Below are 15,008 nucleotides of genomic sequence, written 5' to 3'. Positions count from 1 at the left end.
ATCGCCCTACGTGAAATTATGGGTCGAAACAGTTAGAGTGTTAGGGAGCAATTAGTCAGCAGCCTATGCCTTTGTCCCGATTCGCCTTTCAAACTGTCCGACAACCCACAAAAATACCTCTGCGCTGCGTTCTAGTCGGCTCTTTTGTGGTGCAAATCGTCGCAGCAGTCGGGATGGTCGGATATTTTTCCTTTCGCAACGGACAAAGAGCAGTCGAAGAGCTCGCCCAGAAATTGATCGGGGAGACGGGGAAAAGAGTTGAAGAAAAGCTGAGTGGTGTTCTCGAAAATACTCACTGGGTAAATCAACTCAACGCTGAAGCGATCGATCGCAAGGAATTAAACTTACAGTTAGAAAGCCGCCAGCCTCGGGCAGAAAAGTTCCTTTGGCAGCAAATGCAATCGTTTAAAAGCATTCAGTGGATGTCCCTCGGTTCTGAAAACTCAGGAGAATGTCTCGCCATTTGGCGCAACCCTAAGGACAAGAGCTTGCAAATTGTCGTCGCTAACAAATCTACCAACTCTCAGAACATTTACTACGCTACAGACAACAGAGGAACTCGCACGGTTCAATTAAAAGTAGAAGCAGGAACCTACGATGCTCGCCAGCGCCCTTGGTACAAAGAAGCTGTCGCAGCTAACAAACCAATTTGGACGAGCATTTACCCCGGTTTTACTCCGGGGACTGTGTTTATTGCTGCGAGTCAACCGATTCGCGATCGCAATGGTAAATTGCTGGGAGTTAGTGCGGTAGACTTTTCGATCTTGGAAATTCAGCAATATCTCCATCGCCTCAGGTTTAGCAAAACGGGGGAAATTTTCGCGATCGAACGATCGGGCTTGCTGGTTGCCAGTTCGAGTCAAGAATCACCCTTTAGAAAGTTGTCGGGAAAGCACCAGCCGGAGCGGCTGAATGTTTTAGACAGCCAAACTCCTGTTATTCGTACCGCAGCTAAGCATTTGTACGAATACTTCGGGGGCTTTGGCGAGATTAAGCAGCAGCATCAACTGAAATTTAACCGAGACGGGCAGGATTATTTTGTGGCAGTGGTGCCTTTTTCTGATAGTTACGGTTTGAACTGGCTGATTGCGATCGCAGTTCCCGAATCCGATTTCATGGGGCAAGTTAACAGAAATACCCGCAATACGATTGTACTTTGTGTGGCCGCGCTACTGCTATCGACCATTGCCGGAGTTCTGACAGCTAGGTGGGTAACGCTGCCGCTGCTGCGTCTCAACGCAGCAGCTAAAGATATTGCCCAAGGAGAATTCGATCGCACTGTTGGTGTGAGCAGGCTGGATGAAGTCGGTAAATTAGCCCAGTCTTTTAATGAAATGGCCGCTCAATTGAAAAAATCTTTTGAAGCTTTGGCGTCTAGTGAAGAAAAATTTGCCAAGTTGTTAGAAAGCTTGCCCGTTGGAGTCACAGCCCTGACTCCCACAGGTAGCACTATTTTTATGAATTCGGTGGGAGAAGAGCTCACTGGCAAAAGGGCAATGCCAAGTACAACGGCAGCAGGGCTCTCAGAAACTTATCAGCTTTATGTAGCAGGCACCGATCGGCTGTACCCGATCGATAAGTCCCCGTTTGCACGGGCTGTGAGGGGTGCAACAATGATTGTTGAAGATATGGAAATTCGCCTCGGTGGGAAAATTATTCCTTTGCAAGTGCGATCGATGCCGGTGTTTGACGCTCTTGGCAATGTCCTGTATGTGATTATTGTTTTTCAAGATATCACCGATCGCAAACAAGCAGAAAAAATATTGGCTGACTACAACCGGACTCTGGAAATTGAAGTAGCTTCGCGCACAACCGAGTTAGCCGAAATCAATGCCCGCTTGGAAATCGAAATTGAGGAGCGCAAGCAAGCTACAAAAATTATCCGCAAAGAGCGCGACTTTAACTTCAAGATTATCGAAAATTCTCCGATATTTTTTGTGGCGATCGACTGTGAGGGTAAAATCCTGCGGGTGAATGACTGTATGCTGCAAGCTGTGGGCTATACTGCCGCAGAAGTTATCGGCAAAGATTATTTAGCTATATTTGTACCCGAGGGCGATCGAGCCGGATTGCACTCGATTTTTAAGGCCGTCAAAGCCAGCCCGCAAACGGTTAATGAGCACCGGATTGTCACCAAGTCGGATCGGGGTTTGTTAGTCGAGTGGCACGGTACGCCCGTTTTGGATGAAAATGGCAATTTTGACTTTCTTTTTGGATTTGGGATTGATATTGGCGATCGCAAACAAGCACAATTAGCCTTGCAAAAAAGCGAAGCTCTGTTTCACAAATTAGCGATCACGGTTCCCGGAGAACTTTACATATTCGTGCAACATCCCGACGGCTCAGTCAAGATGGAATATATCAGTCCTATGTGCCGAGAAATTCAAGAATTAGAGCCGGAGGAAGTCAAAAACAACTCTGCTTTACTCTACGAACAAATGCACCCGGACGATCGCCCCAGCCACTTCGAGGCAATTGTCAACAGCGCCACAAATCTTGAACCATTTTCCCACGAGTGGCGGATTGTGACAGCATCGGGAAAACTCAAATGGCTGCAAGGCTATTCTCGCCCAGAATTGCGCGAAAATGGAGATATCGTCTGGCACGGCATAATACTTGATATTAGCGATCGCAAACAAGCAGAACAAGAACTCAAACAAGCCAAAGAAGCCGCAGAAGCTGCCAACAAAGCTAAAAGCATCTTTCTTGCCAACATGAGCCACGAATTGCGAACACCCCTCAACGCCATTCTCGGCTTTGCTCAATTAATAGAACCCAGTGCTAATTTAACTTTGCAGGAACAAGAGAATATTAAAATTATTCGTCGCAGCGGAGAACACTTGCTTCAACTCATTAATCAAATATTAGACTTATCTAGAATTGAAGCTCGACGCATGACACTCAACCCAAAAAACTTTGACTTGTACCGTTTGCTGGGCGACGTGCAAAATATGTTTCAACTTCCCGCACAAAATAAAGAATTGCAATTAATTGTCAACCGCTCGCCCGATGTTCCTCAGTACGTACAAGCTGATGATGTTAAGTTGCGACAAGTGCTGATTAATTTGTTAGATAATGCCGTTAAATTCACCCAAAAAGGCTCAATTTTAGTAACAGTAAGACCCAGAATAGAAGTAGCTATATCTCCAGAACCAGATAATAATATCAATCTATCAGAAGCTCAAAAAAATAATGCTTTTATTTACTTTGAAATTGCCGATACAGGGTTAGGAATTATCCCCGAGGAATTAGACAGTATATTTGAATTATTCGTGCAAAGTTCATCTGGTCAAAAAGTTCAAAAAGGTACAGGTTTAGGATTAAGTATCAGCCGCGAGTTCATCAAATTAATGGGCGGTGACATTACCGCCCAGAGCGAAGTTGGACGCGGCACAGTCTTCAAATTTGATATTCAAGTTGTGACGGGAGTCGGCCCTGTTGAACTTATCAATAAATATGTTACAGTAAATAATGTATCGGAGAGTTCAACTATTGTTACCGAAAAAATATCTGATAGTGCTGCAATATTTACGTTGGACTCTAAGCCGCAAGTTTCCCCAGAATGGACGCGCAATCTCAAACAGGCAGTCCATCAGGCTGACTTCGATTTTATTGCCAAAACAATTGAGGAAATTCGCAGCGATAATCCTATTTTTGCCGAAGTTATGATGAATTATTTAGATAATTTTGATTATCAAAAGATACTGGATTTGATTGCAAAATTTGAGCTGTAGGGTACACCTAATGACTAATGACTAATACCAGTTCTCCCCGAAAAAATCAACATTTGCTCTCCTCTACTTTACCATGTATGAGCGTGTACCTTCATAGTGAATTGGTATAAGGTGCGTCGCTATCAGATTGCCGATTAAGTTTAGGGATTTTTCATGGCGACGCACCCTACGAATACATCGCTAATAATGTTCGCGAGCGGGGACAGCGCTAATGACTAATCTCGATTTTTGGGTGTTTGTTTGTGTTGAGAAAAAACTCGACAGTTATTGAGGTCGATAAACAAATGTTCCTCTTGATTGTTGTCTGACATATTCACTAGATTGTATTGAACATTGTCTCCATAAATAGTTAGAGCAATCTGGCAAACTTCTAAAAATTTAATTAGCCACTGACATTCAGCAGCGGAGTTATCTTGATAGTATTCAATTAATCGAGCAAAACAAAGTTCTAAGTAGGTTTGGGAATACGGTGAGATTAAAATTATCTTTAGCATCAAAATCGCTAGCGTTAAAGGATTTAGTTGAGTCACGAAAATTAGAAATAAGGCGGTTGGTTCCCCAGAATTTTCCACTGTCAAACATTTGATTAGATAATTGCAAGTTCTGAGCAACAGGCTACTGTTCAAACTTTCTTCGTCATTCTGGGGATGAAAATTATCTAAAATATTGATGAGTTGTTGGTGATAAATATCAGAACTATTTTTTTTTTCATTGTAATAACATAAATACTTAATCAGAGATTCCTTGAACTGCTTGTAGGTAATATTTTGACTGTGACTGATAAAAAGATTGGCTAAGCTGCGATAGTTCAACGAGCCTCGGTTGACCAAAATTATTTTGATTAAACGCAGGGCTTCCTCTCCTAAAAGTGTGGGATTATGATAATTTTTAAATTTGAATGTGGCTGACTGAGAGCGAGATGTATACATTGCTAGGTCAAACTTATACTTGTCTTTTAACTTCTGGGACAAGAGTTTGGCAGTTTGGCGTGCTTCGAGGGTGTTTTTAGTATCGAGATATTGAGTGGCTAGCAAATAAGGCTGATAGCGAGAAGTCCAGTGCTTTTCTACGGGCCGGTAGTCGCCGTACTTCAATACAAATAATTTGATGTTTTCATAGTCTTGGCTGCTGACAAAGTTTGTCAGCCACACTTTCAGTCTTTTGAGAATATTGTCTGCGTGAGGCTCGCTGAGGGTTCTCTCGCTAATAATTGTAATTAATTTCCGAGCAAGTTCGTATTGTTTGTTGGATATCCAGTTATTTAATAAGATGTAAGAGCAGCGTTTAAATAAGTTGTTAAATTCTTGTTGACTGTTAAATTCAATTATTATGTATAGGGATTGAATTAATTTAGGGTTAACTGGAGCAATTAGTTCTATAAAGATTTTTTTGAATTCCTGGAGACTAACTTCTGGTTCCGAGTTGTTGATGTGATATATGAAAAATTTGTAAACGATCTCTTGAGCTGCAAAAACTGTCAGCTCTGATTTTTGTAATTGAGCTGTTGGTTGAGACGATCGCGCCTCGGGCAATATATTGTTTGTTAGAGTAGGTAGAACTTTTGACTCTTGGGTTTCGGATTGAGAGGTAACGTTCTGAGATGGCATACCGTCCTCGCTCAGATGATCAATACACTATTATAGTTATTTATTGCTGCTTTGCAGCTAATAATTTAGTATTTTACTTGACTTTTGGGTAGCTACAGTTAAGCCCCCCGATCGCCCTTTTGGTAAGGCAAATCGAGGGGGTTAACTGTTATTTGTCAAGTATCTGAGGGTGTCAAGCAGGGTTTGCTTGAGCTCGTCTTTGCAGGAGGCGGGCAATCTCAGCTTTTTCTACAAGCCCGACTAGGACGCCGTTTTCGCCTGTGACGGGGAGTTCTTGGACTTTGAGTTGTTCGAGGAGGGTGACGACTTCGAGGAGGGACAATTCGGGTTTGACGGTGGTGGAAAATTCGATCGGCTTCACGAGCTCTTTAACTTGAACTTGGGGCCAGCTTCCGGTGGGGATGGTTTTCATGTCGTCAAGGTCGATCGCACCTACCAATTGTCCGGCATCATCGGTAACTAGGAAGCGGCGCCAGGTGTGAGTGCTACCGATGACGTAGTTGTTGGCAAATTCTCTGAGGGATAAGTTTTCTGGGACGATCGGGCTTTCGGCAGTCAAAGCATCTGCGGCTGTGAGTCCTGCGAGTTCATTTTGGACTGTGGCATACTGTGCAGACTGACCGGCATTTTGCAGCAAGAACCAACCGATTACTAGATTCCAAATATTGCCGAAGATGCCTGTAGCAATGGCAATCCAGCCAATGATTTGACCGACGCGGCTGGCAAAAATTACGCCTTTGTAAGGGTTGCCGGTAATCTTCCAGACGATCGCTTTGAGGATGTTACCACCATCGAGGGGCAAGCCGGGAATTAAGTTAAATAAGGCTAAAGCTAGGTTGATGGAAGCTAAAAGTTGAACGATGGCTGCGGCTGGGCCTGTGAGGGCTGCACCGACGCCGATAACTGTTAACAAACCAGCCAAAAATAAGCTGACTAACGGGCCTGCAATGGCGACCCAAAATGCTTCGGCTGGGGTTTTCGATTCTCTTTCTAAATTAGCCAGTCCGCCAAACAGAAATAGCGAAATCGATTTCACGCCAATTCCCTGTTTGATAGCTACCCAACTGTGTCCTAATTCGTGGGCTAAGACGGAAGCAAATAACAGCAGGGCTGCGAGTAATCCTAGCAGCCACGGCGCTACGGGGCCTAATGTGGGAAACAGGGCTGCTAGTGCGCCGCCGTATTGCCAAGTTACTAAACCCAGGACTAAAAACCAAGAAGCGTTGACAAAAAAGGGAATTCCAAACAGGTTGCCGACGCGAAATGTACCGTTCATAATGGCTACCTCTGATATTATGGGTGAGAGTTTTTTGCTCTCTGTTTCCTTATCGTAACGAAATGTAACTGAGATGTTAATGCTTCAACTAGGGTGTTATCCGTCTGGGGAGGTTCGGTTTGCGGAATAATCACCGTCGAGTAAGGTTCGTAGGGTGCATCTCCATGCAAGCGAATATATCCGTAGGGGCGAAGCATGACCGCAGAAAATATGGGATTATAACTAATAATTTATATGCGGTCATGCTTCTTCAGGCTTCAAAAACCAGATGCACCCGGTTTGATCGTTCGGACTTCAGTCCTCTGAATTAAGGACTAAAGTCCTTACTACGAACAGGTTTGATCGTTGGGACTTCAGTCCTCTGAATTAAGGACTAAAGTCCTTACTACGAACAGGTTTGATCGTTCGGACTTCAGTCCTCTGAATTAAGGACTAAAGTCTTTACTACGAACCGAAATTCAGTTAATTATCGATCGCATCTTCACCCAGCGGCCGGCTGTAACGCTTCAATTCATCAATCAATCGAGTATCGTTAGAAGCTGTTCTCGCACCTGCTTCGGCAGCCCAGTGCTTCAAATCTTCAATTTGCGATCGCGCGATCGCAGCTAATGGTACTGTATCCTCGATCGACCTCAAAACATCCTCCGTCATCAAATCCCGGCGCTGCCCGTTCACAAAAGTGCCAAAAGCCCGGTACAATCCATCAATCACCACTTGCTCAATTTCCGCACCGCTAAAATTCTCAGAAGACTTTGCCAAAATTGCCAAATCAAAGTCGCGGAATCTAGTGGGGCGCAAACGCTGTAAATGCACCTTAAAAATATCTTGCCTTTCTGATTCCGAGGGTAAATTCAAAAAGAAAATCTCATCAAACCTGCCCTTTCTCAGCAACTCAGCGGGCAAAATCCGCACGTTATTTGCAGTTGCGACGATAAACACTGGGCTAGTTTTTTCCTGCATCCAAGTGATCAAACTGCCGAATACCCGGCGCGAAGTTCCCGAATCGCCGTCGCCGCCGCTGATGATGTTGCCGAAGGCTTTATCTATTTCATCGATCCATAAGACGCAAGGTGCGATCGCCTCTGCCAATTGTATCATTTGCCGAACCCGGCTTTCGCTTTCCCCGACAATGCCGCCGAACAATCTGCCAGTATCCAAGCGTAGCAGCGGCAAACGCCATTCACAAGCAATAGTTTTCGCCGATAAAGATTTGCCCGTTCCTTGAATTCCTACTAACAAAACGCCCTTAGGATTGGGTATACCGTAGCGGCGCGCTTCATCAGTAAAAGCATCTTGCCGCATCTTTACCCACTGTTTCAAATTCTCCAATCCGCCGACATTTTTTAAGGATTCTCGGGAGTTGCAAAACTCCAAAATTCCGGTTTGGCGAATTGCTTGCTGTTTCTCTTCCAAAACTCCGTCAATATCTGACTCGTTAATTTGCTGTTTGGCGGCCAAAGCTTTAGCTAAAACCCGCCCGATGCGAGCGCGGCTCAAACCTTGACAAGCTTTAACTAATTGTTCCTTTACTAAGCCGCTAACTTGCAACTGTTCCGGCTTTTCCACAACGTGGGAAATTAAATGATTGATTTCTTGGATGTTGGGCAAAGGGAAATCAATTACTGTTACTTCTTCTTTCAATTCCTCCGGCAATTCTAGCGCGTGAGAAGTGAGGACGATCGTTTTTTTGCTGCGCTTCAATTCCCTGGTTAAATTACGTAATTCCCGGATTACAGGAGCACTTGTACTGCTGTAGGGATATTTCAAGATTGGGTGCAAATCTCGGAGTACAAATAGAGTATATTCTTCGACAGCGGTCTTGCCGATGCGATCGAGCGCTGCCATTACTGAACCTTTTCCAGAACCGTTATCTTCCCAGCCGCGCACGATATCCCAGAACAATACTCGGCGCGCGGGTGTTACTTGCAGCGCTACTTGGGCAATTACAGCTTCGACTGGTTCTTCTTCGGCGCCGACAATGTACAGCAGGGAGTACCGGGCGCGAATCATCAAATCCAGTCGCTTGATTAGGGCATCGAAAGGGTTATTTTTACTGCCATTTCGGGCATCTAATTCTTTAGAATTGGGGTATTTTTCTGTCATTTTATTTGATATCTTAGATGTAAATTTAACTTGATTAAATATTTTGTTTGGAGTAAGGACTTTAGTCCTTATTAATCATTTCACCAGACTCAAGGTTTGTAGTAATGACTTTAGTCCATATCAAGGATTTAAACGGACTAAAGTCCGTACTACGAACGAACTTTGAAATTATAACAGAATAGGGATAATTTGGCTACTTAGCAACTTTTCGGGCTTGTTTCACCATGTCAATGAGAGTGTGGTGAGCATCTTCGGCGTCTACTAAAGTGCGATGGCTACGCCCCGGCTTACGCCTACGAACTTTACTCTGACTGGCACTATTTCGTCATTGACTTGAGCGGTTAAATCCATACCGTTGGCATCAATAGCGAGCATTTGAGCTGATGTCGCCTCGGGTTGGCCACCGTAGGCTTGAGCGTACAAAACTACGGCGCTAGCGTGATCGTCGTTCATGTGAGTGCAGATGCGATCGCTAATTTCGGTGGAAAACTTTTCTGACATAGGGATTCCTCATATGCAATATTGCGATCGATTGTACTGTGAATCGGAGTTGACAAGATACTTCGCAATTTGCTAAGATTAAATTCAAATGATTTTAGCGAGTCAAATCGATGCGTAAATTTGTTTGTTATCCACGAACTGTATGCACGTTATCTCTCAATCCGCGGGATTATATGACTGTATGCGATTTAAGGGCGATCGGGTAAATAGCTAGTTTCACAAAAATTCGAGAGTTAACAACACATTTTATAAATTCTGTCAATATCCTGAAGATATATTGTTTGATAGTTAAGAGAGCGATAGGTGCGATCGACTAGATGTTCTGCGTAATTTCTGTAATTATTGCGATTTAATGCTGCAATTTAGATTTAACTCTATTACAAAAATCGACAAAATGACGAAAAGTAGTCAATTGTTCTGGCTTCTCTTCAATTCTTTTCAATAGCTGTTCCAAATAAAAGGGCTTGAGTGCATCTCCGGGTCTTGTTTTAGAATATGTGGTGTGTTTAGCTGCCAATAATGCTCTCAAATAAGCTCCGTGAAACTGAGCGTGAGTATGAAATTTGTGATATCTTCCCATCTTTTCAGGACACTCAATGGAAACATCGTAATACTTATTATAATCTAATAAATCTAATAAAAGTTGGCTTTGATGATCTCTTAAATGTTGAGGATGTCTTGAATAAATATTGCGATTGCCCAGAAGCCAACTTTCCAAGCAGCGATTTTGAACAATTAGCACAAGTTCTGTATTTTTTAATACTAGCTTTTCCTGATTTAAAAAATCATAAATTTCTGCGTACCTTTCCGCAACAGTATTTTCTTCCGCATCAAAGCACACTACAAAATAGTTGTATTTTCCACTTAAGTTAATTTCCTCAATCGAAGGAGGAATAAAATCATATAATGATGGATATCCTTCACCACTAATCAGGTAATAATTTTTTTCATTCACCTCATCGTAACTCTGAACTCGTGTTAATTCAGGCAATAGATGACTTAACCAAGCTGGATAAACTTTTCTCTCCGATTGCATCCCTTCGACTAAAAAATACAGATTCATTAAACTTTAATTCCCTCGCTATATTCTTCGAGATTAATCAATTGCGTAAAAGCCTGATGTCTCGATTTCCCCAAATTCAAATCTTTAGCATCGAGCGCAGTTACAACTCCACCTTTGCGAGTAACTATTTTCCAGTGTTCCATCCCAATATTATTGATTATATACGGATGGTGACTGGTAAGAATGAATTGAATATTTCTATTTTCCACAATCAAATCTGTCACAACATCGATACAGTTAATCCCCAAGCTGTTTTCAAATTCATCAATCAAGATTACCGTACCTTCGGGCGACAAGTACAGTTCGGCAATGTGAATGAGAGTCTTCAGCATTCCTGAAGAAATATTGTTTTGAAAAATCCAGTCATTGACACCTTTTTCTTTGATTTGAATAGGAAAACGGGTAAAAGATGGATTGGCGTTATCTTCTAATGCTTCTACTTTAATATCTTCTACCTGCTCGAAAGCATCGATAAATTTAGTTTTTATTTTATCGAAAATATCGGGACAATGCCGAGCCATTAAAGCCAATTTAAGAAGAATTGGCAGATCACTTTTCTGAACATTTTCTAAAGCAAAATCATTATCTGAGATTATCGACAGTACCCTTACAGGTATACCATAAATTCCATTTAACAAGCTAGAATTGTCGCTATAAATGATTTCATTAAAAGACTGCTGGACAGGTGAAATATCTTCTTCTTGATTTAAAATTTCAACTGCACTTTGAAACGGCGATAATTTTGGCGTTGTCTCGCCTTTGAATTTAATTTCATTATCGCTTCTTTCTATGATTACACTTCCCTCTCTCGATAGATGTTCTCGAACGATTCTAAATTTATTAATTTCGTCTTCCTCATTAGGAATGATGGCAGGGATTTTTTGTGTTTCAAATTCGCCTTTCCAGCGATATTCTACATTGTTTACTGTCGAGAATGTAACGTCCCATGCTAAGCCGTTTAACGAAGCACCATTAGCTATTCGTTGTAAATTCAAAATTCCTTTCAAAATTTGTGTTTTACCCACACCAGAGACACCAACTAATAAAGCCAAATTGGAAAAATAGAGCGGTTCAAAATGCCACTCTCGTAAATTATCCCAAAAAGCTACTTTCTTAATTCTCATTTTCCGCTCCTATCCATTAATCATCTGCGTCCATCAGCGTTAATCCGCCGACATCTGCGGTTAAAAGCTGACATAATTTTGCCGCCACCAAGCGCGGACAAACTTAATTTCCTCAAACGTATAACGTTCTTGCAAATACTCATAAATTACTCTCAATCTCTCATCTCCAACAACTTCAATTGCTTGTACAATTGCCTGTTGGCTTTCCGATTCTACTAACAAATTTATATCAACTTCCCGACCCATATCCATCAATTCTACCAGATGTCCCGCAATAGTAGTGGGACTCATCCCGCGCGCATTGGCTATCGCTTGAACAGTCAAATTTTGTCGGTACAATTCCCAGGTTTGCATCTGCGAATAAGATGGAACGTTAGCAAGAGTGGGAAGATTGGCGGCAGCAGAAGATGCTGTACCTATTGGCAATCCTTGTTCTTTGCAAAAAGTGTGAATAGCCTCTAAGAAAACTTTGCCGTACTTATCTCGCTTGTTGCTACCAACGCCGTAAACTTCCTCAAATTCGGTGAGATTTTGCGGGCGTTTTTCTGCCATGTCTCGCAAGCTTCTATCGGCAAAAACTACGTAAGGCGGTACGAATTGTTCGTCGGCAATTTGTTTGCGGAGACTTCGCAATATGGAAAATAAGCCTTCTACTTCTACTGCTAAAGAGCGAGTTCTTGCCTGTACTTCCCGCGGCGCTTCAATGGCGATTTCAACTGTGCGCTGGCGTTTCATGATTTCCCAACTTTTCTCGTTGAGTTTTAAAATGGGAAAGCCGTCTGTTTTTTCGTCTAAAAAACCTTGGTTGATCAGCGAACGACTTAATTTTTTCCACTCGTCGGCAGTTCTATCTTTGCCAATGCCGTAGGTGGAAAGTTGGTTGTGCTGGTATTGCAATATTTTTTGACTTTTGGAACCCCGCACCACGTCTATAATATGATTCATCCCGAATTTTTCTTGACATCTGGCGATGCAGGAAAGAAATTTCATGGCTTCAAGCGTCCAGTCTTCTACTGGTTTTTTGTTGCAACAGTTGTCGCAGTTGCCGCAATCGCCGGGAAATGAATCGCCGAAATAACTTAATTGGACTGTGCGGCGGCAATCGCTGGATTCTGCGTAGTTGATTACTCGCCGTAGTTGTTGGCGGGCTATTCTTTGTTCTTGTTCGTCGGGTTTTTGTTCGATGATGTATTCGATGGTTTTGACATCGCCGAATCCGAAAAATAAGGTGCAGTGGGATGGTTCGTTGTCTCTGCCTGCGCGGCCTGATTCTTGATAGTATCCTTCTAGGTTTTTGGGTAAGTCGTGGTGAATTACAAATCGCACGTCGGGTTTGTTGATTCCCATCCCGAAGGCGACTGTTGCTACCATTACTTGTACGTCGTCGCGGATGAATCGGGTTTGGTTGGTCGATCGATCTACATCGCTCATTCCGGCATGGTATGGTAGGGCTTGGATGCCACTTTGCTGCAATTTGTAGGCAACTTCGTCAACTTTTTTGCGACTGAGGCAGTAGATGATTCCTGAACCGCCTTTTTTTTGGATGATTTGCAAGACTTCGGCAAAACTGTGCTTGGTTTTTTGGCGGACTTCGTAGTATAGGTTGGGGCGGTTGAAGCTGGCGACGTGGATGTAGGGATTTCGCAGGTTTAGCTGCTGGATGATGTCTTGGCGGACGCGCTCGGTGGCGGTGGCTGTTAGTCCCATAATGGGGATGTCTGGGTAGCGATCGCGCACTCGCTCCATTTGCCTGTATTCTGGTCGAAAGTCGTGTCCCCATTCCGAAACGCAGTGGGCTTCGTCGATCGCAAATGCCGAAATTCCTAACTTAGAAGCTACTATATCTAAAAACGGTAAAAATCTCTCGCCCAGCAAGCGTTCGGGCGCAACGTACAGTAGTTTAATTTTACCTTCGAGAATTGCTGTTTCGCGCGATCGGGTTTCCATCGCGCTCAAAGTGCTGTTGAGAAAAGTCGCCCCAATCCCATTATCCTGCAAAGCTTCCACCTGGTCTTGCATCAGGGCAATCAGCGGCGAAACCACCACCGTCAATCCCGGTTTCAACAAAGCCGGTAATTGAAAACACAAAGATTTGCCACCGCCAGTCGGCATGACAATCATCATATCGCGTTGTTGTAAAGCAGCTTCGACAATTTCCCGCTGGCCCGGGCGGAAAGAGTCATAGCCAAAGAAATGTTTGAGGGATTGTTCGAGGGATGAGGGCGCGAGAGATGTTGGCGGATTCGACCCTGACATTTGCAGTAATTGGTTGTTGACTTCAACCTTATTCTAGGTCTTTTGAGCACAAATACAGTTACAATATTTGAGAATCTCAATTTAAGCAGATAAACCGATGCCGAAAGCAATTTGGAATGGTGCCGTTTTGGCCGAGAGCGATAAGTGCGAAATGGTAGATAATAACTATTATTTCCCGGCGGATGCCATCAACCGCGAGTATTTCAAGGATAGCAGCACTCACACTACTTGCGGTTGGAAAGGTGTTGCTAGTTACTACAGTGTTGAAGTCGGCGGACAGGTTAATAAGGATGCTGCTTGGTACTATCCTACTCCGAAAGATGCTGCTAAAAATATTGCAGGATATGTTGCTTTTTGGAAAGGAGTTAAGGTGGAGGCTTAGGTCTTTTTCGCAGGTTTCTTAGCCACGATTTAGACAAGTCAAGATAGAGGACACAACGTTGTTGTGTCCCTACGGGTTATTTGAATTAAATTTGATATAATACCGGGCGGTTGAAACCGCGTCTATACAAACCAAACCCACCTCAGTGGGTTGAAGAATGATATAATACCGGGCGGTTGAAACCGCGTCTATACAAACCAAACCCACCTCCGTGGGTTGAAGAATGGACGGAGATTAATTCAAGATAATTTGCGAGTTTTGCAATTCAAGTCTAATTCCTCTTAATTTTTAATCTTGTTCCCAAGCGGCGGCCGCTTCCCATCCCAAACCGCGACGAACGACAATTGGTTTGTTTTCAGTTAAATCGAGAATGGTAGAAACTTGATATCCTGGATCGGAATCATCATCGACAATGATATCTACTAACTTTAAAAAACAGTCAAATAGTTCAGCTTTGCCAAAGCTTTCTGCTTTTGCAGCAGGTACTGGTGCAGCACCTTCATCATCAGTGGTAATGTGAGCAGATGTGGAAATAATCGGATTTCCCAAAGATTCTAGAAGTGTAAAACAAAGCGGGTGGTTGGGAACGCGAATTCCCGTGGTTTTGCGTTTTGGGTTCATTACCAATTTGGGCACTAATTTGGTAGCTGGTAGCAGAAATGTGTAGGGCCCGGGGATTAACCGCTTGATGATTCTGTATGCTTCATCGGTGACGGCAGCATACTCGGTGATATTTGACAATGAGGAACACATAAATGTTAAAGGCTTATCATTGGATAGTTGCTTGATCCGCCTGACTCGTTCTACGGCAGATTTGGAGTTGAGATCGCAGCCGATCGCGTAAACTGTATCTGTGGGATAAAGCATCACGGCCCCATCTTTGAGAGCTTTTGTAATCTTCTCGATTCGGTCTTTCTGGGGTGCAACTGGATGGAGTCCGTAAATAATTGCCATGTTAATAT

10 protein-coding genes are annotated in these 15,008 nt (G+C 43.2%); 2 read left to right on the top strand and 8 right to left on the bottom strand.

Going from position 1 to position 15,008, the window contains the following annotated elements:
* Positions 1–65: 65 nt before the first annotated feature.
* The gene (locus JGK20_RS04185) at positions 66–3,734 is read left to right on the top strand and encodes a PAS domain S-box protein (protein WP_293229465.1); all 3,669 of its coding nucleotides are present in this window, start codon (positions 66–68) and stop codon (positions 3,732–3,734) included.
* 215 nt (positions 3,735–3,949) lie between these two features.
* Here the strand turns inward: JGK20_RS04185 and JGK20_RS04180 are convergent, their stop codons facing one another.
* From JGK20_RS04180 to recQ, 7 genes are all read right to left on the bottom strand, one after another.
* Positions 3,950–5,341, bottom strand: coding sequence for a hypothetical protein (locus JGK20_RS04180; RefSeq protein WP_293229463.1), 1,392 nt, complete (start codon positions 5,339–5,341; stop codon positions 3,950–3,952).
* 172 nt (positions 5,342–5,513) lie between these two features.
* Positions 5,514–6,617: a site-2 protease family protein gene (locus tag JGK20_RS04175; protein WP_293182447.1), complete on the bottom strand. Its 1,104-nt coding sequence runs from the start codon at positions 6,615–6,617 to the stop codon at positions 5,514–5,516.
* A 462-nt stretch (positions 6,618–7,079) separates the two neighbouring features.
* Positions 7,080–8,720, bottom strand: coding sequence for an AAA family ATPase (locus tag JGK20_RS04170; protein WP_293182449.1), 1,641 nt, complete (start codon positions 8,718–8,720; stop codon positions 7,080–7,082).
* Between the two features lie 261 nt (positions 8,721–8,981).
* Positions 8,982–9,221 (bottom strand): DUF2470 domain-containing protein, encoded by a 240-nt coding sequence (locus JGK20_RS04165; RefSeq protein WP_325315145.1) that lies wholly within the window; start codon positions 9,219–9,221, stop codon positions 8,982–8,984.
* A gap of 349 nt (positions 9,222–9,570) precedes the next feature.
* On the bottom strand, positions 9,571–10,284 hold the full coding sequence (locus tag JGK20_RS04160) for a hypothetical protein (protein ID WP_293190292.1): 714 nt from the start codon (positions 10,282–10,284) through the stop codon (positions 9,571–9,573).
* On the bottom strand, positions 10,284–11,408 hold the full coding sequence (locus JGK20_RS04155) for an AAA family ATPase (protein WP_293206350.1): 1,125 nt from the start codon (positions 11,406–11,408) through the stop codon (positions 10,284–10,286). Before JGK20_RS04155 ends, JGK20_RS04160 begins: the two co-directional genes overlap by 1 nt.
* A gap of 60 nt (positions 11,409–11,468) precedes the next feature.
* Entirely contained in the window at positions 11,469–13,664 is a 2,196-nt protein-coding gene (gene recQ / locus JGK20_RS04150; protein ID WP_293197789.1) for a DNA helicase RecQ, read from the bottom strand.
* Between the two features lie 97 nt (positions 13,665–13,761).
* Here recQ and JGK20_RS04145 point away from each other — a divergent pair, with 97 nt between their 5' ends.
* Positions 13,762–14,046, top strand: coding sequence for a DUF427 domain-containing protein (locus JGK20_RS04145; protein ID WP_293182457.1), 285 nt, complete (start codon positions 13,762–13,764; stop codon positions 14,044–14,046).
* Between the two features lie 288 nt (positions 14,047–14,334).
* Here the strand turns inward: JGK20_RS04145 and JGK20_RS04140 are convergent, their stop codons facing one another.
* Positions 14,335–15,000 carry an L-threonylcarbamoyladenylate synthase gene (locus JGK20_RS04140; RefSeq protein WP_293182459.1) on the bottom strand — a complete coding sequence of 222 codons (666 nt, stop codon included), beginning with the start codon at positions 14,998–15,000 and terminating at the stop codon, positions 14,335–14,337.
* Between the last annotated feature and the right edge of the window lie 8 nt (positions 15,001–15,008).

This window comes from Microcoleus sp. PH2017_05_CCC_O_A (assembly GCF_020738785.1).
Taxonomy (GTDB): Bacteria; Cyanobacteriota; Cyanobacteriia; order Cyanobacteriales; family Microcoleaceae; genus Microcoleus.
This window is presented reverse-complemented; position numbering and strand designations above follow the sequence as displayed.

Coding starts and splice junctions, on each gene's coding strand:
- JGK20_RS04185 (WP_293229465.1), top strand. CDS start 66: ATGCCTTTGTCCCGATTCGCCTTTCAAACTGTCCGACAACCCACAAAA.
- JGK20_RS04180 (WP_293229463.1), bottom strand. CDS start 5,341: ATGCCATCTCAGAACGTTACCTCTCAATCCGAAACCCAAGAGTCAAAA.
- JGK20_RS04175 (WP_293182447.1), bottom strand. CDS start 6,617: ATGAACGGTACATTTCGCGTCGGCAACCTGTTTGGAATTCCCTTTTTT.
- JGK20_RS04170 (WP_293182449.1), bottom strand. CDS start 8,720: ATGACAGAAAAATACCCCAATTCTAAAGAATTAGATGCCCGAAATGGC.
- JGK20_RS04165 (WP_325315145.1), bottom strand. CDS start 9,221: ATGTCAGAAAAGTTTTCCACCGAAATTAGCGATCGCATCTGCACTCAC.
- JGK20_RS04160 (WP_293190292.1), bottom strand. CDS start 10,284: ATGAATCTGTATTTTTTAGTCGAAGGGATGCAATCGGAGAGAAAAGTT.
- JGK20_RS04155 (WP_293206350.1), bottom strand. CDS start 11,408: ATGAGAATTAAGAAAGTAGCTTTTTGGGATAATTTACGAGAGTGGCAT.
- recQ (WP_293197789.1), bottom strand. CDS start 13,664: ATGTCAGGGTCGAATCCGCCAACATCTCTCGCGCCCTCATCCCTCGAA.
- JGK20_RS04145 (WP_293182457.1), top strand. CDS start 13,762: ATGCCGAAAGCAATTTGGAATGGTGCCGTTTTGGCCGAGAGCGATAAG.
- JGK20_RS04140 (WP_293182459.1), bottom strand. CDS start 15,000: ATGGCAATTATTTACGGACTCCATCCAGTTGCACCCCAGAAAGACCGA.